Raw genomic sequence first — 22,427 nt, forward strand, 5'->3', positions numbered from 1 at the left:
AGGAGAATGGCTGTTATGATTGATCGAAATCATGGAACTCTATTGTCAATCGGGGTTGATCTGGGAGGTACAAACGTTCGGATAGCGCTTATTGATGGAAATGGAACGATTATTCGGGAGATACATGCGAAAACGGAGGCGAATCAGGGACCGGATTACGTCATTGCCCACATCATTGAAATGATTAAACAGGTAAAATCCGAACATACCATTAGGGGAATCGGAATTGGAGCACCGGGGCCGCTTGATCCTTTTAAAGGGGTTATCCTTGATCCCCCAAATCTTTCTGGGTGGAACCATGTACCGCTAACGTCTTTAATTGAAAGGGAATTTGCTGTCCCTGTTGTTTTGAATAATGATGCCAACGCGGCTGCGCTCGCTGAGGCTATTTCCGGTGCGGGTATTGGGTATAAAAGTGTTCTTTATATCACGGTAAGTACCGGAATCGGGGCTGGCATTGTGGTTGATGGCAAGTTAGTTATGGGGGAACAGGGGAACGCGGGCGAAATAGGCAATATGATTATTCTACCCGGCGGACCGAAACAATCGAATCTGAACGCAGGAGCTTTAGAAGCGGTGGCATCAGGGACAGCCATTGCCCGGGAAGGCAGCAAACGACTCGGAACTGAAGTGGATGCAGCCGGCGTTTTTCAAATGGCGAAGAATGGACATAAGGAAGCAGAAAAAATCATTGACGAAGCGATGACCTATCTTGCAATGGGAATCGCAAACCTTATCCATGTGTTGAATCCGTCGCTGGTCGTACTGGGCGGAGGTGTGATGAAATCTAAAGAATTCATCCTGCCTATTATCAGAGAGAAAACCACGGAATATCTTTATCCAAGCTTACAGCCGTTTCTAAAGATTGAACCCGCCAAATTAGGAACGAAAGCGGGGGTCATTGGTGCCGGACTTTTACCTGAATAAAAGTCCGCTTTTCTTTCGTGAGGAGGGGCTGTTCCATAAGTAGTTTTTCAACTGGAGGGCAGCCCCACGTTCATTAATCTTTGGTCCATTTATTAAAAAGAGCAGTCGGGTAGCGGGTCATCCTCGCCTGACTGCTCTTAGATTTTGATCTACTGCAGCCTTCTTCAGCAGATTATGAGCTAGCGAAAACGTAACGGATGCTCCGCTGATTTTTTCGGATAACGGCAGGGTGATTTCAGGAGGAAACTTTCGTGGCTTATCATTGGAGTGCTCAAAAAATCATAGTGGAGGAAAAGTTGGGATTATAGTAATGTATGATTGTTAAGTAAACCTGCTTGATTTGGAAGGTGGGCGCTTTTATTTGTACGTAATACGTAAATAACCAGGTGGATGATTAGTCAGGTGATGATATGAATGAGCGTCAAAGAAAATTAGTAGCAGTGTTAGCAGCAGAATCGCGCCATTATTCGATTGAAGAAGTAAGAAAAGAATTACGTTGTTCGGAGAAAACGATCCGCAACGATTTGAAATTTTTAGATGAGTGGTTGAAAGTACATTCACCTCAAGTGACGATTATACGCAAGCCAAGTCTGGGGGTTTGGCTTGAGGGAGAAGAAATAAAAAAACAGCAGCTTCTGGAAATGATTAAAACCAACAAACAAAAAAGCAGGGAAGGGGGACGAAAATATGAACTGCTCAAACTTCTTCTGGAAGGTGCGGAGACTTATACCATTCAGGAGCTTGCGGATGAACTTTATACCAATAAAGTTCTCATTCGTGATGATTTGGTAAAGGTTGAAAAGTGGCTTGAACTGTTCGGATTACGGTTGGTTCGAAAACAAAATCTGGGTGTCAAAATTGAAGGGGAAGAAGAAAATTGGCGAACGGCCCTGCTTAGTATGACTCGGCATTTTTCTCAAGGGCAGGATAACAGCAGATGGTTTGAACCCTTTGAACAAGCTCTTGTCAAAGAGGTGATAAACCGTCTGGAAACAGAATGGCCTTTCTCTTTTACAGACGAATCCAGGAAAAATTTAGTCTTTCATATTCTAATTTCGATAAAGCGGATGAAGCAGGGAAAAAAGATTCAAATGAAACCGGAAGAGATTCAAAGATTATTGAAAAAAAAGAAAGCGTTTTTATTGAGACGGCTATCAAGGAACTTGAGCGTTCATTTTCTGTCGTTTTCCCCCGGTCAGAAATTGCCTACCTGATTCACCATTTATTGGGAGCGAAGCTTCGGTTGCCTGATGAACATGGGAAAGAACATGGGTTCCTTCTTTCCCATGTGGATCCTGCTGCTTTACAATTTTCCGGCAAGTTAATTTCATATCTATCTGACATAATGGGAGAGTCATTGGAAAAAGATGAAGAATTGTTTGTGAATCTATCCGTACACCTTCATTCTTCTCTGTATCGGTTAAGGAATGGTCTCACTTTGTTTAATCCTATGACAGAAGAGATTAAACGAATGTACAGGTACACATTCGAAATGATTCTTTCCATACTTCCTTTGTTGGAAGAAGAAACAGGAATAGCGATTCCCGAAGAGGAAATTGCCTACATTGTCCTGCACTTTCAGTCGGCTCTTGAAAGGAAAAAAGCGCTTTCCCATGCTAAAAAAGCGATTATAGTCTGCACCATGGGGATCGGCATGTCTCAACTTTTGCAGGCGAAAGTCCAGCGTAAATTTGACTCGATTGAAGTGATTGATGTTGTCTCTGAGGCTGAGAGCCACAAAATGATTCGGGAAAGAAAACCGGATTTTGTAATTAGTACGGTGCCCATTGAAAAAATTGAATGCCCTTCTATTGTGATAAATCCTCTTTTATCCGAAAGTGAAGAAAAGAAATTGGAGGACTTTGTTGCCGAATTACAAAACCCCTATAAGAAAAACACGTTTCCTTTCCTAAAGGAATGTTTGGATAAAGAATTATTTTTTCTTAACTGGGATGGAGAAAACGTCGAGGATTTACTAGCAGTTATGGCGGATAAACTGGTTCAAAAAGGAATCGTCGCTCCGGGATATATAGAAAGCGTTAAACAAAGGGAAAAAATATCTTCTACGTATATTGGCTCAGGAATCGCCATTCCCCATGGAAATCCTGAATGGGTGTATTCCACCGGAATCGCCTGCGCCCGGTTGAAAACGCCGGTTCAATGGGGGGAGGGAATGGTTTGGCTTCTATTCATGTTGGCGTTAAAGAAAGAGGAAAAAGAGAGGAATAAGTACCTCTTTCAAGAGATGAATCAGTTGATGGACCAGGACAATTTTCTGGAAGAAGTAAAGAAAAAAACAACAATAGAAGATATCTATGAAATGTTTTAACGCCCTGCAACAGGGCGTTTTTCTTTATATTAATTTTTTTTTACCGGAAGATACGGTAAAAAATTTACACTTATTTCGATTTTTTTAGCGCGATAATATAGATATAGAAAACGTTTTCAAATTTATAAGGGGTGAAAATCAATGAAACTATTAGGGATTACGGCCTGTCCAAACGGAATTGCTCATACGTATATGGCTGCAGAAAAATTGCAGAAGACAGCAGAAAAAATGGGCGTTGAAATGAAGGTTGAAACACAAGGTTCTATTGGGGTTGAAAATGAATTGACCGATGAAGAAATAGCTGCTGCGGACGGGGTTATCATTGCGGCCGATAAAGCGGTGGATAAAAGCCGCTTTAAAGGCAAAAAACTAATTGAGGTTGCTGTATCCGACGCGATAAAAAAACCGGATGAGCTGATTGCCCGCTTTCAACAGGGTGATGCGCCTGTATACGGTGAGAAGTTAAGAAGCATTGAAGAAGTCAAGCAGGAAAGAAAATCGAAACAAAATCCGGTTTACCGCCACTTGATGAACGGCGTATCCTACATGATTCCGTTTGTGGTCATTGGTGGGATTTTAATTGCCTTATCCCTTGCTATCGGAGGTCATCCAACGCTGCAGGGCTTGAAAATTGACCCTTCATCGATTTGGAACACGATTTCTAATGTCGGGGCATCCGCTTTCGGCTTTATGGTTCCGATACTGGCAGGCTTCATCGCGATGAGTATCGCGGATCGTCCAGGCCTTGCTCCCGGTATGGTTGGCGGCTGGATTGCTACGCACGGCGAGTTTTATGGCAGTCAGGCGAACGCTGGATTCTTAGGCGGGATTATTGCCGGATTTATCGCAGGGTATGTTGCGAAGTGGATTAAATCGTGGAATGTTCCAAAAATGATTCAACCGATTATGCCAATCCTGATTATTCCGTTGCTTTCTTCTCTTGTAGTAGCTTTGGCATTTATCTTCATTATTGGCCATCCTGTGGCATCGATATTTAGCGGATTAACAACATGGTTAGCTGGCATGCAGGGTACAAGTAAAGTTCTCCTTGCTCTTATCCTGGGTGGAATGATTGCATTTGATATGGGCGGACCTGTGAACAAAGTGGCATTTCTGTTTGGTTCTGCGATGATTGCTTCGGGTAATGTTTATATCATGGGGCCCATTGCTGTAGCGATTTGCGTTCCTCCTCTTGGAATGGGATTAGCTACCCTGCTTAATAAGAAAAAATATGAAAAAGAAGAACGGGAAGCTGGAAAAGCTGCTCTTGCTATGGGGCTTGTCGGAATTACAGAAGGTGCGATTCCGTTCGCTGCTAAAGACCCGCTTCGCGTGATTCCATCGAATATGGTTGGTGCCATGGTCGGTGCTGTGATTGCCATGCTTAGTGGAGTAACAGACCATGTTCCACATGGCGGGCCTGTTGTAGCGGTTCTGAAAGCGGTAGACAATGTTCCTATGTTCTTTGTTGCTATTATTGCGGGTGTTCTTGTAACCGCGGTTATGGCTAATGCACTAAAGAAAGATATCGCGTAACATAAGGAGGATAACATTTTATGAAACTGACATCCCTCTTACACGAAAACCTGATAAAATTAAAATTGGATGGAAGCACAAAACAAGAGATACTAAACGAACTGATTGGAATGCTCGATCAAAACGGCCTGCTCAACGATAAACAAGCGTTCAAAAAGGCTGTGGATGAAAGGGAAGCGCAGGGAAGTACAGGCGTCGGCTTTGGCATTGCCATCCCGCACGGAAAAACAGATGCGGTAAAAGAGACGGCGGTTGTTTTTGGCAAAAAGACTGCCGGAGTCGACTGGGATAGCCTGGATGGAGAGGACGCAACGCTTTTCTTCATGATTGCCGTTCCCGAAAAGAATGCGGGAGATGAACACTTGAAAATTCTTCAACTTTTGTCTCGAAAACTAATTGATAATGAATTTAGAGAGTCTCTTTTACGGGCTCCGTCAAAAGATGATGTAATGAAACTGTTAGATACGATTTAAACAAAAAGGGCGGGTGCCTTTTTTGCCGTTAAAGAAAGTATATGTTGCTTTACAGTGTTAAAGCAACATATACTTTCCTCCATGGGTCACCTGAGAATTTATAGGAGAGAAGGGTGCGGAAAATGGAAAAAGAACCTTTGTTTTTACAACCTGTTTTTAAAGAAAAAATCTGGGGAGGTGACGCGCTGCAAAAAAAATTTGGCTATCAGCTTCCATCCGCAAAAACAGGGGAATGCTGGGCGATTTCCGCCCATCCGCATGGGCAAAGCACCATAAAAAACGGTGCGTATCAAGGAAAAACGTTAGGGGAACTCTGGGAGAAGCATCGGGAGGTATTTGGAAATGAATCAGGAGACAAGTTTCCGCTTCTTACAAAAATCTTGGATGCCAATGATGACTTATCCGTCCAGGTACACCCCAACGACGATTATGCTAAAAAACATGAAAACGGGGAATTGGGGAAAACGGAATGTTGGTATATTATCGACTGTAAGGAAGATGCGGAATTAATTTTTGGCCACACCGCCCGGACGACAGATGAACTGCGACAGAAAATCGAACATGGTGAATGGGATAGCCTTCTTCGAACCGTCAATATAAAACCCGGGGATTTCTTCTATGTACCAAGCGGCACTATTCATGCGTTAAAAGAAGGGACACTTGTTTTAGAAACCCAGCAGAACTCCGATACCACCTACCGGGTATATGACTACGCCAGGCGGGACGACCAGGGAAACCTGCGTGACCTTCATATTGAAAAATCCATTGCTGTTACCACGGTTCCGCACAAGGACGTAAAAACTGAAAAAAAGGTGGAGCAAAATGGGGGCTTGCGCGTGACTACGTTTGTCGAGGCTGACTATTTTGCCGTTTACAAGTGGGAAGTGGAAGGAAAAGCGACACTGGAGCAAAAACATAAATACCTTCTGGTCAGTGTGCTGGAGGGAGAAGGAAAAATCGAAAAAGATCGGAAACAGTTTGGTTTCCAAAAAGGTGACCATTTTATTCTTCCCTATGGATTTGGGGTATTCACTCTCGCAGGAAAAGCTAAAATGATTATTTCGCGGTCATCAGGGAATTAAATGATTTTCACTAGACAAAAGGGATGATGATTAACTAAAAGGTCAGCTTAATGGAGGAGATACGGCCGACTTACTTTCACTTTTCGGTTAAAAAAAGGGGCTGCCCCTTAGTCATTTTCATGACTTATGGGACAGCCTCTTTTTTTGGGGTGTAGAATTAGATGTTTCCTCCGGTTGGGGGAGCTCCATAAAAACTACCGCAACCACATGCGATAACCGTTAACAAGATGAAGAGAACAAGAATGACCCCAACTTCATTTGCCCAGAAACCACCAGCAAATCCTGCCATACAAATCCCTCCTTTGTTTTGTACACTAGTAAGGTATGCAGAAGGAAGAGGGGTTGTATGAGCAAATGACTAATTATGGGGAGTAAAATTCCGTCTTCATTTTCTGTGAGGTTCAGATGGCTTGTTTGATTGGTATCAGTCCTATCCGTGTCCGATGCTGCATATATTTGCATCATGGGAGGTGGAGGAATGAAGCGATTCGGAAAGAAAAAATCAAAAGCTCCGATTCCCGGCAAATACATGTTTATTTTATCCATTGTTGTATTTTTGGGTTTAACGCTGCAGACGTTCTATTATATTGAGCGAAATTTAGAGCCTGCCATCCGTGAAATTGCCCGTTTTCGTGTCGAGCAGTTGGCCACCCGTGCTATTAATGATGCTATTAACAAAAAAATCGTACAGGGAACGAATTTTAAAGAATTGGTTGAATTTCAAAAAGACCAGAATGGCAAAATCCAGGCCGCTTTATTTAATTATAATGAGTATTCGCGAATAGTAGGAGAAACCACTGGAAGAGTTACGAACACATTAGAAGAATTGGAGCAGATGCCGCAAACCATTCCGCTTGGGCAGGCTCTCGGCAGTAATTTACTGGCTCAAACCGGTCCCAATATTCCCATTACACTGGTACCGTATGGCAGCGTACAGGTCGATTTGAACACCAAGATGCAGGAGGCGGGGATTAACATGGTTCTCATCACGGTTGTAGTGGTCATACAGGCGAAAGTGAAAATTGTCATTCCATTTTCAACCGATCCGGCTGTTGTTAAATCCGAAATTCCAATTTCAAACGCTTTGATTGTCGGCAATGTTCCACAATTTTATTATGATGGAAATGGGAAGGCAGTGGGAAGTGAAGTTCCTGGTGCTTCTGTCCCTAATATCGTACCCCCGATGCAAATCAATTCAACAAAAATACAGAATTAACGAACCTTATGGGGAAATGAAAGAAATGTCATCATGAAGATAAAAAGAATACAAATATGGCTTGCCGACGATGAGCAACAGAATATACCGAAGGCAAGCTCTTTAATATTTTTCATTAAAATCGATAGTCATTCGATTTATCATACATCACCCTTTTACATTTTTTTCTAAAAAATTTCATGGCTTTCTCGCATTGTAGATGTAAAACAATCTTTCCATCGTATCTTTGATAGCCGTTTTATCAATTTCTTTTCCTTTATCTAATTCCCCGGCCAATATCCGGACAAGAATACGGGCTTCTTCTAACAAACTATCATCTTCATCATTATCGATTCTTTTTTTAAATACATCCAGACTCATACGTGCCACCCCTTTGAAAACGATTTTTTCTTACTCCCCAACTCACCTATTTAACGTACGCATATTTCCCTTGTTTAAATTCACGAATCCACCGACAAACTGTAATGCTGTTTATTTGATATTTCCTGGCAATTGTGCCTACGCTGTCCGCTTCTAATGCTTGTTTAATAACTTGACGCTTAAATTCTAAAGAATACTGCTTTTTCATTAACCTGCCCCTCTTACATATAAGATTTTTAAAAAAAACTTAGACGGCTTAACTAACACAATCGTTGATTAAGCCATTTTTCTTCTACGCATTTAAGGTATTGGTCTGGTTACCCGGATGTTTTGTCGGTCCGACCTTCCGGTCACTAAGCGGCCGTTTCGCTACCCTGCAGAAAAAGGACGAGCGGCAACGCCCGCGAGTTTTTCTCAGCGTACGGGAGAGTATATATAACTTTCCTATACGCATACGTGCAGCTAAGGCTAGCGCCTCCATCTTTGGCTTGGTGCTGGTGAAGTTTTATTCACACAATATATAAGTTTTTGGTCTATTCAGACATAGGCCTTTGTTGGATGAAGTAAATTATAGTTCTACTAATTCTTCGGAAAACGGCCAGGCCGGCAACATTTTCCGAAGTGGTTTATCTTGCCGATAGCCAAGCGCATATTCCGCTTGCATCACGGTATGAATTTCCCTTGTACCTTCATAAATTACCGGCGCTTTCGCATTGCGCATAAACCGCTCCGCGGGGTATTCGTTTGAGTAACCATAGGCCCCATGAATTTGTACTGCATCGCATGCCGCTTCAAATGCAGCATCACATGCCTGCCATTTGGCTAGCGATGTTTCACGGGTGTTTCGCTTTCCCTGATTTTTCAACCAACCGGCACGATATACGAGCAGACGGGAGATTTCAAGGTTAGCCGCCATTTTGGCAATCATCTGCTGCACCAGTTGATGATTGCCAATTTCTTTGCCAAATGTACTGCGCTCATGGCAGTATTTTAAGCTTTCTTCCAAACAAGCGTTAATTAAGCCGCAGGCGCCTGCTGCAACAGTAAAACGGCCGTTATCCAAGGCAGACATCGCGATTTTAAATCCTTCTCCTTCTTCACCTAAACGGTTCTCTGCGGGAATGCGAACGTTATCGAAGAAAATTTCCCCCGTATTACCGGCGCGGATACCTAGCTTTCCTTTAATTGCTTTTGAAGAGAAGCCGTTATAGGTGCGCTCTACAATAAAACAGCTTATACCGTTATGTTTCTTCTCTTTATCGGTATAGGCAAATACAAGGAAATGATCGGCCACATCACACAATGAAATCCATGTTTTCTGGCCGTTTAAAATGTATGAGTCGCCATCCCGCACCGCTGTGGTCTTCATTGCGGCTACATCGGATCCCGCATTTGGTTCAGTTAAGCCGAATGCACCTATCTTTTCCCCTTTTGCCTGGGGTACGAGATATTTTTGTTTTTGTTCTTCGTTGCCCCACTGAAGCAGAGTCATGCTATTTAAACCTGTATGAACCGATACTGCTGTACGAAAAGCTGTGTCCCCGCGTTCCAATTCATCACATACAATGGCCAGCGTGTTATAATCCATACCACTACCGCCGTATTCTTCGGGAATACATACCCCCATTAAATTTAAGTCCCCCAGCCGTGTCATAATGCTTTGTTCAAAATGCTGATTAGCATCCCACTCCTGGATAAAGGGTTTAATCTCTTTGTCTACGAAACTGCGCACCATTTTTCTTACCGCTTCCTGTTCTTCCGTTAAAGAAAAATTCATCATCATTCTTTCCTCCTTGATATGAGCTGTATATTTTGTTAATTCAAATAATTCCGTCGAGGATCCATTCTTCAATTTGTTCCTCTTCAAAACCGTGTTCTTTAAGAATCTCCCGTGTATGCTCACCTGCAAGAGGTGGGTGGCGTTGCACTGAGATAGGCGTTCGTGAAAATTTAAGAGGACTTCCAACCAGCGCTACCATTTCTGCCGTAGGATGAGGAACGTTTATTTTCATTTCTCTGGCTTCCACCTGAGGATTAGAGAATAATTGCTCCATATTATAAATGGGCGCATTCGGTATACCGGCAGCATTCAGAAGGGATTGCCAATATGCTGCAGGGCGTGTTGTGAATTCCTTCTGAAGAAGCGTGCACAGTTCTTCTCTATGTGCCAGACGGCTGGAATTCGTCCTAAAACGTGGATCCGTACTCCACTCTTCTTTTTTGAGGAGGGCACATAACTTACTAAATTGCTGGTCGTTTCCTACTGCCACAACCATGTCCATATCCGATGCTGCAAAAGTTTGATAGGGAACAATATTAGGGTGCTGGTTGCCATAGCGCTTTGGAATGGTGCCGGAAATAAGGTAATTGCTGGCGACATTAGCCAGAAGGGAGATTTGGGAATCAAATAAAGCAAGGTCAATGCTCTGCCCATATCCTGATTTTTCCCGTTCATGCAGGGCTGCTAAAATTCCAATTGTAGAATACAGGCCTGTTGCTATATCCGCAATGGCAACACCTACTTTCATGGGTCCTGTTTCCTCATTACCTGTAATACTCATCATGCCTCCCATTGCCTGGACAATATAATCGTATCCCGGCAAATCTTTATAAGGCCCCGTTTTTCCAAAGCCACTAATAGAGGCATAAATTAAGCGCGGGTTTAGTGAGGATAACACATCATAACCCAAATCCCATTTTTCCATTGTTCCTGTCTTAAAGTTGCTAATCACTACATCCGCATCTTTGACTAGATCTTTTAAAATGTCTCTAGCAACCGGATTTTTTAAATTCAAGGTGATTGCTCGTTTGTTTCGATTTGTACAAAGATAATAGGCACTCTCTCCTCCTTTTTCCGGAGGTCTCCATTCTCTGGTTTCATCGCTGCCTCCGGGTGCTTCCACCTTAATTACATCCGCACCCAAATCACCAAGAATCATTGTACAGTAAGGGCCGGCTAAAACACGGGTTAAATCAATGACTTTTACTCCCGCCAATATACCTTTTCGGAATGACGAGGATAAAGAATGTGGAGTGTTTCTCAACTGATTAGGTGGCGCATTATCCATGTGCTTCCCTCCTCTGGTGACGTTTGCAATTCCCATAATAAATAAAAAAGCCAGACGTATCTCAGGCAGATCTTTTCTGTCTTAAGATGCGACTGGCCTTTTGGCTGTGAGCTTATTTCGGTAAAGAAATAAGGACAGACATTAACAGTCTTACTTTATAAATTTAATCAATTCGTATATTTATTATAATTTACTATAATATTTTGTCAATATGTCGTTTTAGAGAAACGCTTTTAATAATCAGTTATCAATCCTCATCTTTTGTGAAAATTTAATGCGTTATTGCATTCATTAATGCTAAAATGCAGTATTTTATTTAAATATTATAAATAAAATGTGGATTATAAAAATTCCATATATTATTATTTGATCAAATGCAAACTTGCATGATTTTACCCCCCTCTTTTTCAGGTATTTTGCTATAAATAAAGCGTCCTTAGTTGGCATAGTAATTGCTTGGTAGAAAAAGTAATGGAGAACAAGCAGAGGGACCGGAAAGTAGGTGGAATAATGAGTACTTATGAGGTACCAAACTGTAATATCTTATGGAACCAACTGCCATACGGTATGCTAATTGTAACTCCTGATGCCCTGATTGTAGGTTGGGAAGGGGAGATGGAAAATTGGTTTGTATATAAGAAAGACGAAATCTTTGAAAAATCCTTGTTCGATGTGCTTCCTTTCATTTACGCCTCCTACAAATCATTTTGTCAAATTGGAGAAGATTACTGGGAGACAGAATTAAAATCACATATGCATGCGCTGCGTGGGGAATGGAAGCGCTACAAAGAAAATGGCATCCATATCGTTGATTTTCTTGTTCTGCGACAGGATGATCAGTATTTTGAGCTGGAAAATATTTTTGATACCTCGTTTGATGAGATCCTGGTAACCGACGGGGATGGGCGCATTCTCAGGGTCGGGTCAAAAAGTGAACAGTTATATCATTGTTCAGCAAAGCAAATGTTAGGCAAAAAAACAACTGAAATTGCAGGAGAAGGAGCTTTTACACCAAGCTTTACCCAGGAGATTATTGATAAACGTGCGAGAGTTTCAGGGGTACAAATAACGGCAAGTGGGCAGAAGCTCCATGTCATTGGAAATCCGGTATTTAATCCGGACGGCAGTATTCGCCGGATTATTTTTAACTCCCGTGAATACGAAGAAGCCGAGTTACTTCGCGAACGTTTGGAGACAACAGAAAATCTTTTAGACGCATATCGCAGTGAATTGAAGAAACTTAGACAAACAAATGAGGAGCCCCAGACCGATATGGTCGTGCTTTCCTCGGAAATGCGAAAAATTTATCAGCTGGCAGAACGAATGGCTCTCATTGATTCTACCGTGCTCATCGTCGGGGAATCCGGAGTCGGAAAAGGAATGATTGCACAGAAACTCCACCGTGCAAGTCACCGGCTTGATAAAAATTTTGTCCATATAAACTGCGGAGCAATCCCTGAAACTTTAATTGAATCCGAATTATTTGGCTATGAAAAAGGAGCTTTTACAGGAGCGCACGTCACGAAAAAAGGTGTACTTGAAATTTCGGACGGTGGAACGGTATTTCTTGATGAAATTGGCGAACTGCCATTGAATGTACAAGTCAAACTGCTGCAGTTTCTTCAAGAAAATACGTTCCGCAGACTTGGAAGCAATCAGCAGATAACCATAAACACCAGAGTCATTGCAGCTACTAACCGGGATTTGCGTGAATTAATTAAACAGGGGCGTTTTCGGGAAGATTTATTCTACCGGTTGAATGTAATTCCTATTTTTGTTCCACCCTTACGCGAGCGTAAAGAAGAAATTCCGCCATTGGTGCAGCACTTTCTAGCTAATTTTACGAGAAAATACAAGTTGTTTAAATATTTCCATAAGGACACATTGGAAATCCTTAAGTCCTATGATTGGCCTGGAAACGTGCGTGAGCTGGAAAACATGGTGGAGCGATTAATGGTTACGAGTGAAGGGGCGGAAATACTTCCGGAACATCTTCCATCAAGTATATGGGAGGAGCAGAGAGGCCAGCCGCGTTTGACACCGTTGATCAAAATTAAGGAGCTGTATCCGTTAAAACAGGCGGTTGAAGAAGTAGAACGACAGCTTATTACCATGGCCTATAAGAAATACGAGAATACGTATCGCTGTGCCGAAGTTTTAAAGGTTAACCAGTCGACTGTTGTTAGAAAAATGAATAAATACTTAGGAACAGGAAGGGAAGAGAAATTATGACACCATCCGATATAAAAACACTTCCGGGCATAAAATCAGAGGCTCTTCATGCCCGCCGTCAGAATGCTGTACCCCAGGGACCCTATCATGTAACGCCTCTTTACATACAATCTGCAAAAGGCGCTGTTGTTGTAGATGTCGATGGCAATGAATTCATTGACTTCGCCGGTGGAATTGGCATGCAGAATGTCGGTCACTGTCATCCGAAAATTGTAAAGGCGGTACAAGAATCAGCGGCAGCTTCGATTCACAGCTGTTTTCATGTGATGCCGTATGAGAGCTATATCGAACTTGCGGAAAAACTGAATGAGAAAACACCGGGCGATTTTAAGAAGAAAACAATGTTCGCTAACAGTGGAGCAGAAGCGGTGGAAAATGCAGTGAAAATCGCGCGCAAGGCAACGGGACGGAGTGCGGTTGTTTCGTTTGAACGTGGCTATCATGGACGAACCTTGATGACGATGTCTTTGACAAGTAAAGTAAATCCATACAAGCATGGGTTTGGCCCGTTCGCTCCGGAAACTTATAAACTCCCGTATCCTTACTACTATCGTGCGCCGCAGAACATGACACAGGAAGAGGTGGACGCTCAGATTCTAAATCAGTTTGAACAATTTATCGTAGGTGAAGTAGCGGTTGATAATATCGCAGCCATAATTTTAGAGCCAATACAGGGAGAAGGGGGATTTGTTGTTCCTTCCGCTGACTTTGTTCAGGGAATTCGCCGTATTTGTGACAAGTACGGGATTATTATGATTGCAGATGAAATCCAAACAGGATTTGCCCGTACCGGTAAGCTGTTTGCTATGGAGCACTATGAAGTGGCCGCAGATATTACCACACTATCAAAATCGATTGCTGCAGGTATGCCACTCAGTGCAATTACCGGGCGCGCTGATTTAATGGACGTACCGGGAAGTGGACAGCTTGGGGGGACTTTTGCAGGAAGTCCGGTCGCTTGTGCAGCAGGATTAGCAGTGCTAGAAGTAATTGAGGAGGAAAATTTGATAGAGCGCGCGCAGAAAATTGGTGACCGGATGCGAAATGCTTTCCATAGCTGGCAGCAGAAGTATCATGTCATTGGAGATGTTCGTGGACTTGGGGCGATGATGGCACTTGAACTTGTTAAAGATCCAATAACAAAAGAACCTGCGAAGGAAGCGGCTGGTCAGATTGTTACAGAATGCTGGAACAATGGATTAATTGGTCTGACTGCGGGTCTTTTCGGCAATGTGATTCGTTTCCTTCCGCCTCTCGTAATTACAGACGAACAGCTTGACAAAGGATTGGGAATTCTTGAACACGCGATTGTAAAAGCCACGCAGTAAACATTTGTCACGAAAAAAAGAGGCAAATAAACGCAGGGAGGGTATCATGCGATATTCAAATTATATTAATGGGCAGTGGAAAGAGCCGGCTTCCACGAACTATTCAGCAAATATCAATCCGCACAACGGAGAGATATTAGGAGAATTTCCCTTAAGTTCAAGGGAAGATGCGCGGGAAGCGGCAGCTGCAGCGAAAGCCGCATTTCCTGCATGGAAAAAGCTTTCTTTCCAGCAGCGTGCAGCGTATTTGCAGAAGGCAGCTGCTATTTTAAAATCAAGGACAGAGGAAGTGGGTCGGGATTTAACATTGGAAGAAGGGAAAACGCTGGCAGAGGGTATCGGAGAAACGATGCGTGCAATCAGTATTCTTGAATACTATGCCGGAGAAGCCCGCCAACCGTTAGGAGACGTAATACCATCGGCAAATGCACAAACGTTCCTGTATACAACCAGAGTCCCTGTAGGCCCTGTCGGTTTGATTACTCCATGGAACTTCCCCATCGCCATTCCGGTATGGAAGATGGCTCCTGCTCTTATTTATGGAAATACAGTGGTCATTAAACCTGCAGACAGTACACCCAAATCGGTTTATCATGTTGTAAATGCCTTGCATGAAGCAGGCATACCGGCAGGAGTAGTAAACTGTGTGTTTGGACGAGGTTCAATTGTAGGTGCGGAATGGGTAGAGAACCCGGATATCAAAGCAATTTCATTTACAGGGTCCAATTCGGTTGGGTGTCAGATTCAGGAACGTGCCACTGCGAGGGGCAAGAAAGTTCAGTTAGAGATGGGTGGTAAAAATCCATTGATTGTTCTGGCGGATGCCGACGTAAATAAAGCAGTAGAAATAGCGATTAAGGGAGCATTCTCTTCCACAGGTCAAAAGTGTACTGCCACAAGCCGTGTGATTGTTGAAGCCCGAATTTACGATGAATTCCGAGACATGCTTATCGAGCGTACAAAGGCGCTTAAAGTAGGGAACCCGCTTGAAAAAGAGACCTTTATGGGGCCATGCGTATCTAAAGCGCAAAGGGATACGGTCTGGTCGATGATCGAGGCTGGTAAAAAGGAAGCAAATCTCCTATGTGGAGGAAATCTGCTTCAAGATGAAGAGACAGCACAAGGTTACTATATTCAACCTGCGATTTTTGATAGCGTGTCACGTGATGCCCGGATTGCACGGGAGGAAATTTTTGGTCCTGTCATTGCATTGTTTAAAGTGAACAGCTATGAAGAAGCTGTAGAATTGGCTAATGATACTGAATTTGGCCTGAGTGCAGCTATCTGTACCAATAACTTTACGCTTGTACAGCGATTTGTTGAAGATATTGAATCAGGCATCGTCCATGTAAATTCGGAAACAGCAGGCGCAGAGCCGCAGGTTCCTTTTGGGGGGTGTAAGAATTCCAGCAGCGGTTCCCGTGAACAGGGTAAGACAGCTATTGAATTCTACACTCAGGTCAAAACGGTGTATCTGGATCCTATGTAGTAAGCAGATATCGTACTTCTGGAAAGTGGTGGGTACTTATGCATACGGGAAAAACATACTTTATTGCCGGGCATGCGCGTTTGCCACAGGGGATGGCTGCGCGCAGCATTTTCGATACGCTGACTATTACTGTCGAGGCGGATACAAAATACCATGTCATTCTTGAAGCATCCTGTACGCTGGCAACTGAGCATGGGCGAAACTTTATTGGTCAACTTTTACGTGGGTGCAGCCTGCAGGATGGGATGGATGAAGTCATTCAGCGGGTGACAGATTATTACTTAGGGAAAGCCCAAAATGCCCTGGTGGCAGCCCTGCGCGATTTGCACAATCAGTATGTAATTTATAAAAATAGTTGAAAAGAGAGATCAAAAACTCGCTGCCGCTCTTACTATTTAATTGGGATATATAAATTTCACAAAATTCAATGAAATGATAGGAGAATTTCTGACAAGAAACGTTGACAAAGTATTATAACAATATATAATTAATTTAAATAAAAAGTTTGAATTTACGGAATATGACTGTTAATGTCTGTCCTTATTTCTTAGCCGAAATAAGTTCACAGCCAACAAGCCAGTCGCATCTCAAGACAGAAGAAATCCGCTTGGGATACGTCTGGCTTTTTAATTGTTGCAAAGTGTAATAAAACAACGTTTGAATGAGGGCGGTAAACATGAAAGGAGTGGTGAGAGCTTGGCTGGAGGTATGAATTTGTCGATTAAAGATGCTACTAAATACTTTGGGCATTTTAAAGCGGTTGACAATGTTGATTTGAATGTAGAAGCTCGGAATAAACCGATGAATTTTGACTTTGAGTGAGGGGTGAGAGAGACAAGACAGAGATTTGGAACCGCGTTTGAAAGTCATTTTCAAAAATGTGCATGCCAAAGAAAGCTAAACCGATGCTTTTTTTAAAATTTAGGCAGCTTGGTTGGCTGCGAACCATTGATCTAGCGAGGAAAGCTTTTGTTTCTTGGCTTCCTCGAACCAAGCATCGGCATGTTGGCACATAGCGATCGAATAGATACGGATGTTCCAATGGCGCGAACTGCGTCCTTTCGAATCTTCTAGCTTGTAATCGATCTTTTGGCGTTTGACGCAGCGTTCGACTCCAGTTCGCAGCTTGTAGCGATTGCGCCATTCTTTGCTGTCGCGCGGAACGCGCGGAAAGAGCCTGGGATTGTCGGCGGTAGATGTGTGAAACGTTCTGCCGTAATCGGAAGTCGAGCACGGGTGAGGACATTCCCACTTGCCGACTTTAGCGGGACAGCGCCACTTGCGGCGGTACCGTTTGGCTTCCTTGCCCCAGTTCATCATCTTTCGTCCGATCGGGCAAATCGGAACGCCGTCGAGACCAATGTCCATTTCGTTGTAAGTAAATTGGGTAGCCTTCCTGGGATTAAGCTCAATGATGGTGGAAACATGATGGCTTTCCAGGCAGCTATAGATGGGGGAGGCGTCGTGGGCCGAATCCAAGATCATCTCCCCAATGTTCCATTGCGGATACCAATGAAGAAATTCATGGTATCCGCACACCCAAGAAACCGCGTCGTGCTGGCTGGCCTTGAATAATCGAGGGTACAGCGGCAGATGGTAGTGACTATCGGCTGCCGTAAACATGTACAAATGACGGTCATAAAAGTAGCGTTCCCGTCTAACTGTCCCAACCCCGGTTGGCATCGGGATCAGAGAATTCACGCTTACCGTCGCAATTCCATGAATTTGTCCCTGCCGCTGGATGCGGCCGAGAAGTTTTTCCGTGATATTGGGATTATTCGGTTCTTGTTTCTGGTTCTTCTTCCCTTTCTTTTTCGGTTTCTTGAGCTTGCGTTTCTTCTTGGTGATATGCAGTTTATTCATGAGGAGCAAGCTGCGGAGAAGGTCAGTGGGGTCGCGAGGCTTACTGCCCTTGGGATTTGGAGAATACTGATCCTTCATGAGAGAGGAGGTAAGGGAAAGATCCACGGGCGTGATCCAAAGAATGAGATCCGCATAGAACTGCTGGAGAAAAGCTTTCGATTCTCCGTACTGAAGGTGTAATTGTTCGACGACAAACTGCAGATAAGCTTCATGAGAACGGGCAACAGGAATCATGGTCAGATCCACCACACTAATAGAGATAGGCAGTAAAAAATGCCTTCTCGGCGATTATTTGGGCGATTTGAAAATGTCAAGAGGAAAGTTTGTTCCCCCTTTACTTTGGGGGTGAAACATAAAAAGACCCTGGCCCAAAAGTTAGAGTTTTCAAGGAAAAGTTAATTCCGAATAGCTTAATAACATATACAGGAGGGATAACAAAGTGAGCAAATATCGTGTAGCCGTAGACGTAGGGGGAACATTCACCGACGTATTTGTATTTGATGAGGAAAAAGGGGGAATTTCAGTTACCAAAGTTTCTTCCACTCCTGATAATCCGACTCGAGGCATTCTAGAGGGCGTAAAGAATTCTGCCGTACCTCTTGAAAATATCTCTTTGTTTTCACACGGAACAACGGTGGGAACAAATGCCTTGATTACAAGGCGATTGCCAAAAACCGCATTTATTGCGACAAAAGGATTTCGTGACGTACCAGAAATTCGCCGTGGTACCAAACTGGAATTGTGGGATGCATACGAGGACGTATCACCGCCGTATATTCGACGACGTGATCGTTTTGAAGTAACGGAACGCATCGATTATAATGGACAACTTATTACACCGCTTGATGAAGCTGAAGCGTATGATCTTGTCCGCATCCTTAAGCGGCGCGGCGTAGAATCAGTAGCCATCTGCTTTATGAACGCTTATGTCAACGGGCAAAACGAACAGCGTATGAAAGAAATTATTCAGGAAGAGATGCCGGATGTATATGTCTGTACGTCCAGTGATACACTTCCAGAAATCTTCGAACACGAACGGTTCAGTACAACCATCGTCAATGCAGTACTGGGCCCTATCGTCAGTCGATACATACAGGAACTGTCGGCTTCCTTAAACAAAGACGGCTATAACGGGGACGTACTTGTACTGCATTCCGGCGGCGGTGTAATGACATCGGAGACGGTATCACGCTATGCGGCACGCCTGGCAAGCTCGGGTATTGCGGCGGGTGCCATTGCCAGCGCCCATATTGCCAAACTCTGCGGTTTCCAGAACGCTATCGGACTGGACATGGGCGGCACCAGCACGGACATCTCCCTTATGTACAACGGTGAACTGCGTATCACAAAAGACTGGTATATTGAATACGGGTATCCGATCGGATTCCCAAGCATTGAAATTCTGACTATCGGCGCAGGCGGCGGAAGCCTTGCCTGGATCGATGACGGCGGTTCGCTGCGCAACGGCCCGCAGAGTGCAGGTGCTACACCTGGACCGGCCTGCTATGAACGCGGCGGCACCGAGCCGACAAACAGTGACGCAAATCTGATACTCGGCCGTCTCGGCACCGAGCTTCTGGACGGACAAATGACATTAAATGTAGAAAAGGCACGTGACGCAATTCGCAAAATTTCCGAGCCGTTCGGCTACACGGAAGAAGAAGCCGCAAACGCTATTATCAAAGTAGCGAACGCCAATATGTGTGATGCGCTTCATCTTATTTCGGTTCGCCGCGGCTATGATCCGCGTGATTTTGCTCTGGTGGTATTCGGTGGCGCTGGAGCCTTACATGGTGCACATCTGGCAAAAGAAATGGAGATTCCGACAGTTATCGTACCGTCGCATCCCGGCATTACATCTGCTATGGGCTGCTTGTTGGTCGACGTGCGTCACGATATCTCCAAGACGTATCTTGTCGATGTTAAGGATGCGTCTTTAACAGAACTCGAAAAGGAATATATCAACATGGAAGTCGAGGCTGCCGAACTGCTTACGGAAGAAGGTGTGTCGGATGACCAAATTGAGCTGGTACGCTATATCGATATGCGCTATACCGGGCAATGGCGCTCGCTATCCGTCCCGATTTCTCGTCCGATTCACTCCCTTGAAGAAGCGCTTGAACAATTTCACAAGGAGCATGAGCGCGAGTTCGCGTTCTCCAACCCGGATCAAGGTGTGGAAATTTACGGACTGCGCGTAGCTGCCACCGGCGTTGTACCGAAGCCGAATTTGCCAATGATTCAACCCGAAGGCAGCTTGAAAGATGCCGTAAAAGGCACACGCAAAGTGTATTTTGAAGAGAGCGGCGGTTTCATTGACACAACCATCTACAACCGTGCTCTGATTCCGACCGGCTCCGTTTTCTTAGGACCGGCTATCGTTGAACAACTAGATTCCACCGTCGTAATACCGCCGGAATTCACGGCTGAAGTAGACGCTTACAGAAATCTTATTCTGACTTATAAAAATGAGGGGGCGAAATAATGGCACAGCAAACTCCGTCCGTTGTTAACCGTTTGGACCCGGTTACATTTGAAGTATTGAAAAATGCATTCGTCAATCTTGTTGACCAGATGTCTGAGCAAATCCTCCGCACCTGCTACTCATTCGTTATCTACAGCCGCGACTTCAGTTCTGCCATTTGTGATGCGTGGGGCAATACAATCATGCAAGGTACGCAGGATATATCGGTGCATGTTGGCACCCTGCACCTAACAGCTAAAGCCGTCATTGAAGATTTTGGTGATGATATCCATCCCGGCGATGTTTTCTTGATTAATGATCCGTACCGGGGCGGCACCCACTTCTGTGATGTCCGAATCGTACGCCCGGTGTTTTACGATGGGCAGTTAATTGCATTTATGCAATCAAACGGCCACTGGGCCGATGTTGGCGGTACGGTGCCAGGCTCGTTTAACGTACAATCCAAAGATCACTACGGTGAAGGGATGCGAATTCCGCCGGTTCGTCTCTGGAGCAAAGGACGGTATCTCGCAGATGTGGCAAACTTAATGGTTGCTAACATGCGCGTACCGGAAGAACGACTCGGCGACCTGCGTGCGCAGGCTGAATCGACAAAAATTGGGGAAGCGCAACTTGCTCGTCTGATTGAGAAATATGGATTGGAGACGGTTCTCATCGCGTTCGAAGAAGTACAGGATTACGTAGAGCGCCTGGGACGCGCCCGTATCTCCGAACTTCCAGACGGCACATGGGAAACAACCGACTATATTGATATGGACCCGAAAATCGGTGATCAGCTTATCCCTATTCATATTAAAATGACGATTAAAAATGATGAACTCTACTATGATTTAAACGGTTCACATCCGTATATTAGCTGCTTCTTGAATGCAGGATTCGGTGCCTCTTTCTCGGCGGTCGTCTCAGGTACGAAGACGTTCTTCCCGGATATCCCGCTCAACTCCGGTTTTTATCGCTTCGTACATGTAGATCTGCCGGAGAACTCTGTGGTAAACGCGCCCTGGCCGGTTGCTGTAACCGGATTCTGTTCCGGCGCCTATGAGAAAATCATGAATGCGATTTTTGAACTCTGGTCAGAGATTATGCCGGAACGTGCGCTCGCCTGCTCGTTCAATCTGGAATATCTGCTAATCGGCGGATGGGACCGCCGCTCGGGCTATGACAATTACTTCATGTGGTACGACTGGATGGCGGGTGGTCATGGAGGTCGCTCGTATAAAGACGGAGCCAATGCCCTCTCGCCGGTATTCGGCGTAGGCTTGAGCATACAGCCTTGCGAAGGTCAGGAACGCCTGTCGCCGGTTATTACGACGCACCATGAAATCGTTACCGATTCGGCAGGACCAGGTAAATTCCGTGGCGGCGCCGGCGTACGCAAAGGCGGAACACTGACAGATTGCGAAAATACAGTTATGTCCTATTGCTGCGATCGCTCTCGTTCAGTAACGTGGGGTATTCAAGGAGGACTGCCTTCACTTCCACACGGAGCACGCCTCAATCCAGGCACAGAAGAAGAGCGCTTCCTCGGCACCGTTTTCTCCAATGTTCCGTTAGAATCTGGGGTATCCTTTGACCGTCCTTCCGCTGGCGGCGGTGGACTGGGCGACCCGCTGGAACGGAACCCGCGCCTCGTGCTCGAAGATGTTATTGATCAGTACGTCTCCATCAAACGTGCCCGCAAAGATTATGGCGTTATCATCAAAGAAATCGACCGCGAAATTGATCTGTTTGAGATTGATGAAGAGGATACGCGCAAGGAACGCGAATACATTCGTTCCCAGCGCAAAGCATGGCTTGAGGAAGATATCGTATCGGTAGAGGACAAATACCAAAGCGGGGAAATCGATGAATTGGATGTCATTCGTCGTTATGGCGTGATTATCGATTACACTACCGGTAAAGCACTGCCCACTTCTACCGAACAATACCGTGCCATGCTGCGTAAACGTACACTTGCTTACTGGTCGTAATTCTTTATATGAGGGGCCGAATAGCGGCCTCTCATAATTAAAAACCATAAAATATAATCTCTTACATTA

General features: G+C 44.5%; 21 protein-coding genes. 14 read left to right on the plus strand and 7 right to left on the minus strand.

The genetic code is table 11. The features are described from left to right. Positions 1-15: 15 nt before the first annotated feature. The 6 genes from H525_RS0104860 to manA all read left to right on the plus strand — a co-directional run bounded on the left by H525_RS0104860 (position 16) and on the right by manA (position 6,347). Positions 16-927: an ROK family protein gene (locus H525_RS0104860; RefSeq protein ID WP_035100012.1), complete on the plus strand. Its 912-nt coding sequence runs from the start codon at positions 16-18 to the stop codon at positions 925-927. A 410-nt stretch (positions 928-1,337) separates the two neighbouring features. Beyond that, positions 1,338-2,141 carry a BglG family transcription antiterminator gene (locus tag H525_RS0104865; protein ID WP_027415276.1) on the plus strand — a complete coding sequence of 268 codons (804 nt, stop codon included), beginning with the start codon at positions 1,338-1,340 and terminating at the stop codon, positions 2,139-2,141. 11 nt (positions 2,142-2,152) lie between these two features. Further along, positions 2,153-3,256: a BglG family transcription antiterminator gene (locus H525_RS0104870; protein ID WP_155837136.1), complete on the plus strand. Its 1,104-nt coding sequence runs from the start codon at positions 2,153-2,155 to the stop codon at positions 3,254-3,256. Positions 3,257-3,397: 141 nt separating this feature from the next. Continuing rightward, positions 3,398-4,792, plus strand: a complete 1,395-nt coding sequence (locus H525_RS0104880; RefSeq protein WP_027415278.1) for a PTS fructose transporter subunit IIC — start codon at positions 3,398-3,400, stop codon at positions 4,790-4,792. A gap of 20 nt (positions 4,793-4,812) precedes the next feature. Continuing rightward, on the plus strand, positions 4,813-5,265 hold the full coding sequence (locus H525_RS28910) for a PTS sugar transporter subunit IIA (RefSeq protein WP_027415279.1): 453 nt from the start codon (positions 4,813-4,815) through the stop codon (positions 5,263-5,265). A gap of 122 nt (positions 5,266-5,387) precedes the next feature. Then, positions 5,388-6,347 carry a mannose-6-phosphate isomerase, class I gene (manA, locus tag H525_RS0104890; RefSeq protein WP_027415280.1) on the plus strand — a complete coding sequence of 320 codons (960 nt, stop codon included), beginning with the start codon at positions 5,388-5,390 and terminating at the stop codon, positions 6,345-6,347. A gap of 157 nt (positions 6,348-6,504) precedes the next feature. Here the strand turns inward: manA and H525_RS28915 are convergent, their stop codons facing one another. Further along, positions 6,505-6,636 carry a hypothetical protein gene (locus H525_RS28915; protein WP_281172573.1) on the minus strand — a complete coding sequence of 44 codons (132 nt, stop codon included), beginning with the start codon at positions 6,634-6,636 and terminating at the stop codon, positions 6,505-6,507. A gap of 189 nt (positions 6,637-6,825) precedes the next feature. On the opposite strand from H525_RS28915, the gene yunB reads away from it, so the two are divergent. After that, positions 6,826-7,563 (plus strand): sporulation protein YunB, encoded by a 738-nt coding sequence (gene yunB, locus H525_RS22845; RefSeq protein WP_051330811.1) that lies wholly within the window; start codon positions 6,826-6,828, stop codon positions 7,561-7,563. Positions 7,564-7,740: 177 nt separating this feature from the next. On the opposite strand, the gene H525_RS0104905 is transcribed toward yunB, so the two are convergent. From H525_RS0104905 to H525_RS0104920, 5 genes are all read right to left on the minus strand, one after another. Next, positions 7,741-7,923 carry a hypothetical protein gene (locus H525_RS0104905; protein ID WP_027415281.1) on the minus strand — a complete coding sequence of 61 codons (183 nt, stop codon included), beginning with the start codon at positions 7,921-7,923 and terminating at the stop codon, positions 7,741-7,743. Between the two features lie 46 nt (positions 7,924-7,969). Then, on the minus strand, positions 7,970-8,131 hold the full coding sequence (locus H525_RS26030; RefSeq protein ID WP_081413230.1) for a transposase: 162 nt from the start codon (positions 8,129-8,131) through the stop codon (positions 7,970-7,972). Positions 8,132-8,215: 84 nt separating this feature from the next. Next, complete coding sequence (locus tag H525_RS26985) at positions 8,216-8,377, minus strand: hypothetical protein (RefSeq protein WP_155837139.1); 162 nt, start codon at positions 8,375-8,377, stop codon at positions 8,216-8,218. 114 nt (positions 8,378-8,491) lie between these two features. Next, positions 8,492-9,700 (minus strand): acyl-CoA dehydrogenase family protein, encoded by a 1,209-nt coding sequence (locus H525_RS0104915; protein WP_027415282.1) that lies wholly within the window; start codon positions 9,698-9,700, stop codon positions 8,492-8,494. 43 nt (positions 9,701-9,743) lie between these two features. Then, a complete protein-coding gene (locus H525_RS0104920) occupies positions 9,744-10,991 on the minus strand; it encodes a CaiB/BaiF CoA transferase family protein (RefSeq protein ID WP_081413231.1) in 1,248 nt (415 codons plus the stop codon). 510 nt (positions 10,992-11,501) lie between these two features. Between H525_RS0104920 and H525_RS22855 the strand changes: the two genes are divergently transcribed. From H525_RS22855 to H525_RS29315, 5 genes are all read left to right on the plus strand, one after another. Beyond that, complete coding sequence (locus tag H525_RS22855) at positions 11,502-13,223, plus strand: sigma-54 interaction domain-containing protein (protein ID WP_051330812.1); 1,722 nt, start codon at positions 11,502-11,504, stop codon at positions 13,221-13,223. Further along, positions 13,220-14,551, plus strand: a complete 1,332-nt coding sequence (gene gabT / locus H525_RS0104930; RefSeq protein ID WP_027415284.1) for a 4-aminobutyrate--2-oxoglutarate transaminase — start codon at positions 13,220-13,222, stop codon at positions 14,549-14,551. Before H525_RS22855 ends, gabT begins: the two co-directional genes overlap by 4 nt. A gap of 46 nt (positions 14,552-14,597) precedes the next feature. Continuing rightward, a complete protein-coding gene (locus H525_RS0104935; protein ID WP_027415285.1) occupies positions 14,598-16,040 on the plus strand; it encodes an aldehyde dehydrogenase family protein in 1,443 nt (480 codons plus the stop codon). A gap of 38 nt (positions 16,041-16,078) precedes the next feature. Beyond that, positions 16,079-16,399: a DUF3870 domain-containing protein gene (locus tag H525_RS0104940; RefSeq protein WP_027415286.1), complete on the plus strand. Its 321-nt coding sequence runs from the start codon at positions 16,079-16,081 to the stop codon at positions 16,397-16,399. 274 nt (positions 16,400-16,673) lie between these two features. Then, the gene (locus H525_RS29315; RefSeq protein ID WP_211236973.1) at positions 16,674-16,862 is read left to right on the plus strand and encodes a hypothetical protein; all 189 of its coding nucleotides are present in this window, start codon (positions 16,674-16,676) and stop codon (positions 16,860-16,862) included. Between the two features lie 99 nt (positions 16,863-16,961). Here the strand turns inward: H525_RS29315 and H525_RS22860 are convergent, their stop codons facing one another. Further along, positions 16,962-18,149: a DDE transposase gene (locus H525_RS22860; RefSeq protein WP_425387654.1), complete on the minus strand. Its 1,188-nt coding sequence runs from the start codon at positions 18,147-18,149 to the stop codon at positions 16,962-16,964. Positions 18,150-18,342: 193 nt separating this feature from the next. Between H525_RS22860 and H525_RS0104955 the strand changes: the two genes are divergently transcribed. Both H525_RS0104955 and H525_RS0104960 read left to right on the plus strand, forming a co-directional pair. Continuing rightward, positions 18,343-20,388, plus strand: coding sequence for a hydantoinase/oxoprolinase family protein (locus H525_RS0104955; RefSeq protein ID WP_027415287.1), 2,046 nt, complete (start codon positions 18,343-18,345; stop codon positions 20,386-20,388). After that, positions 20,388-22,358 carry a hydantoinase B/oxoprolinase family protein gene (locus tag H525_RS0104960; RefSeq protein WP_027415288.1) on the plus strand — a complete coding sequence of 657 codons (1,971 nt, stop codon included), beginning with the start codon at positions 20,388-20,390 and terminating at the stop codon, positions 22,356-22,358. Before H525_RS0104955 ends, H525_RS0104960 begins: the two co-directional genes overlap by 1 nt. Positions 22,359-22,427 lie beyond the last annotated feature (69 nt).

It is taken from the genome of Aneurinibacillus terranovensis DSM 18919, from assembly GCF_000430625.1.
GTDB classification, from domain to species: domain Bacteria; phylum Bacillota; class Bacilli; order Aneurinibacillales; family Aneurinibacillaceae; genus Aneurinibacillus_B; species Aneurinibacillus_B terranovensis.

What these genes read in the sequence shown, in the direction of transcription:
- H525_RS0104860 (WP_035100012.1), top strand. Translation starts at nt 16, where the DNA reads ATGATTGATCGAAATCATGGAACTCTATTGTCAATCGGGGTTGATCTG.
- H525_RS0104865 (WP_027415276.1), top strand. Translation starts at nt 1,338, where the DNA reads ATGAATGAGCGTCAAAGAAAATTAGTAGCAGTGTTAGCAGCAGAATCG.
- H525_RS0104880 (WP_027415278.1), top strand. Translation starts at nt 3,398, where the DNA reads ATGAAACTATTAGGGATTACGGCCTGTCCAAACGGAATTGCTCATACG.
- H525_RS28910 (WP_027415279.1), top strand. Translation starts at nt 4,813, where the DNA reads ATGAAACTGACATCCCTCTTACACGAAAACCTGATAAAATTAAAATTG.
- manA (WP_027415280.1), top strand. Translation starts at nt 5,388, where the DNA reads ATGGAAAAAGAACCTTTGTTTTTACAACCTGTTTTTAAAGAAAAAATC.
- H525_RS28915 (WP_281172573.1), bottom strand. Translation starts at nt 6,636, where the DNA reads ATGGCAGGATTTGCTGGTGGTTTCTGGGCAAATGAAGTTGGGGTCATT.
- yunB (WP_051330811.1), top strand. Translation starts at nt 6,826, where the DNA reads ATGAAGCGATTCGGAAAGAAAAAATCAAAAGCTCCGATTCCCGGCAAA.
- H525_RS0104905 (WP_027415281.1), bottom strand. Translation starts at nt 7,923, where the DNA reads ATGAGTCTGGATGTATTTAAAAAAAGAATCGATAATGATGAAGATGAT.
- H525_RS26030 (WP_081413230.1), bottom strand. Translation starts at nt 8,131, where the DNA reads ATGAAAAAGCAGTATTCTTTAGAATTTAAGCGTCAAGTTATTAAACAA.
- H525_RS26985 (WP_155837139.1), bottom strand. Translation starts at nt 8,377, where the DNA reads ATGCGTATAGGAAAGTTATATATACTCTCCCGTACGCTGAGAAAAACT.
- H525_RS0104915 (WP_027415282.1), bottom strand. Translation starts at nt 9,700, where the DNA reads ATGAATTTTTCTTTAACGGAAGAACAGGAAGCGGTAAGAAAAATGGTG.
- H525_RS0104920 (WP_081413231.1), bottom strand. Translation starts at nt 10,991, where the DNA reads ATGGATAATGCGCCACCTAATCAGTTGAGAAACACTCCACATTCTTTA.
- H525_RS22855 (WP_051330812.1), top strand. Translation starts at nt 11,502, where the DNA reads ATGAGTACTTATGAGGTACCAAACTGTAATATCTTATGGAACCAACTG.
- gabT (WP_027415284.1), top strand. Translation starts at nt 13,220, where the DNA reads ATGACACCATCCGATATAAAAACACTTCCGGGCATAAAATCAGAGGCT.
- H525_RS0104935 (WP_027415285.1), top strand. Translation starts at nt 14,598, where the DNA reads ATGCGATATTCAAATTATATTAATGGGCAGTGGAAAGAGCCGGCTTCC.
- H525_RS0104940 (WP_027415286.1), top strand. Translation starts at nt 16,079, where the DNA reads ATGCATACGGGAAAAACATACTTTATTGCCGGGCATGCGCGTTTGCCA.
- H525_RS0104960 (WP_027415288.1), top strand. Translation starts at nt 20,388, where the DNA reads ATGGCACAGCAAACTCCGTCCGTTGTTAACCGTTTGGACCCGGTTACA.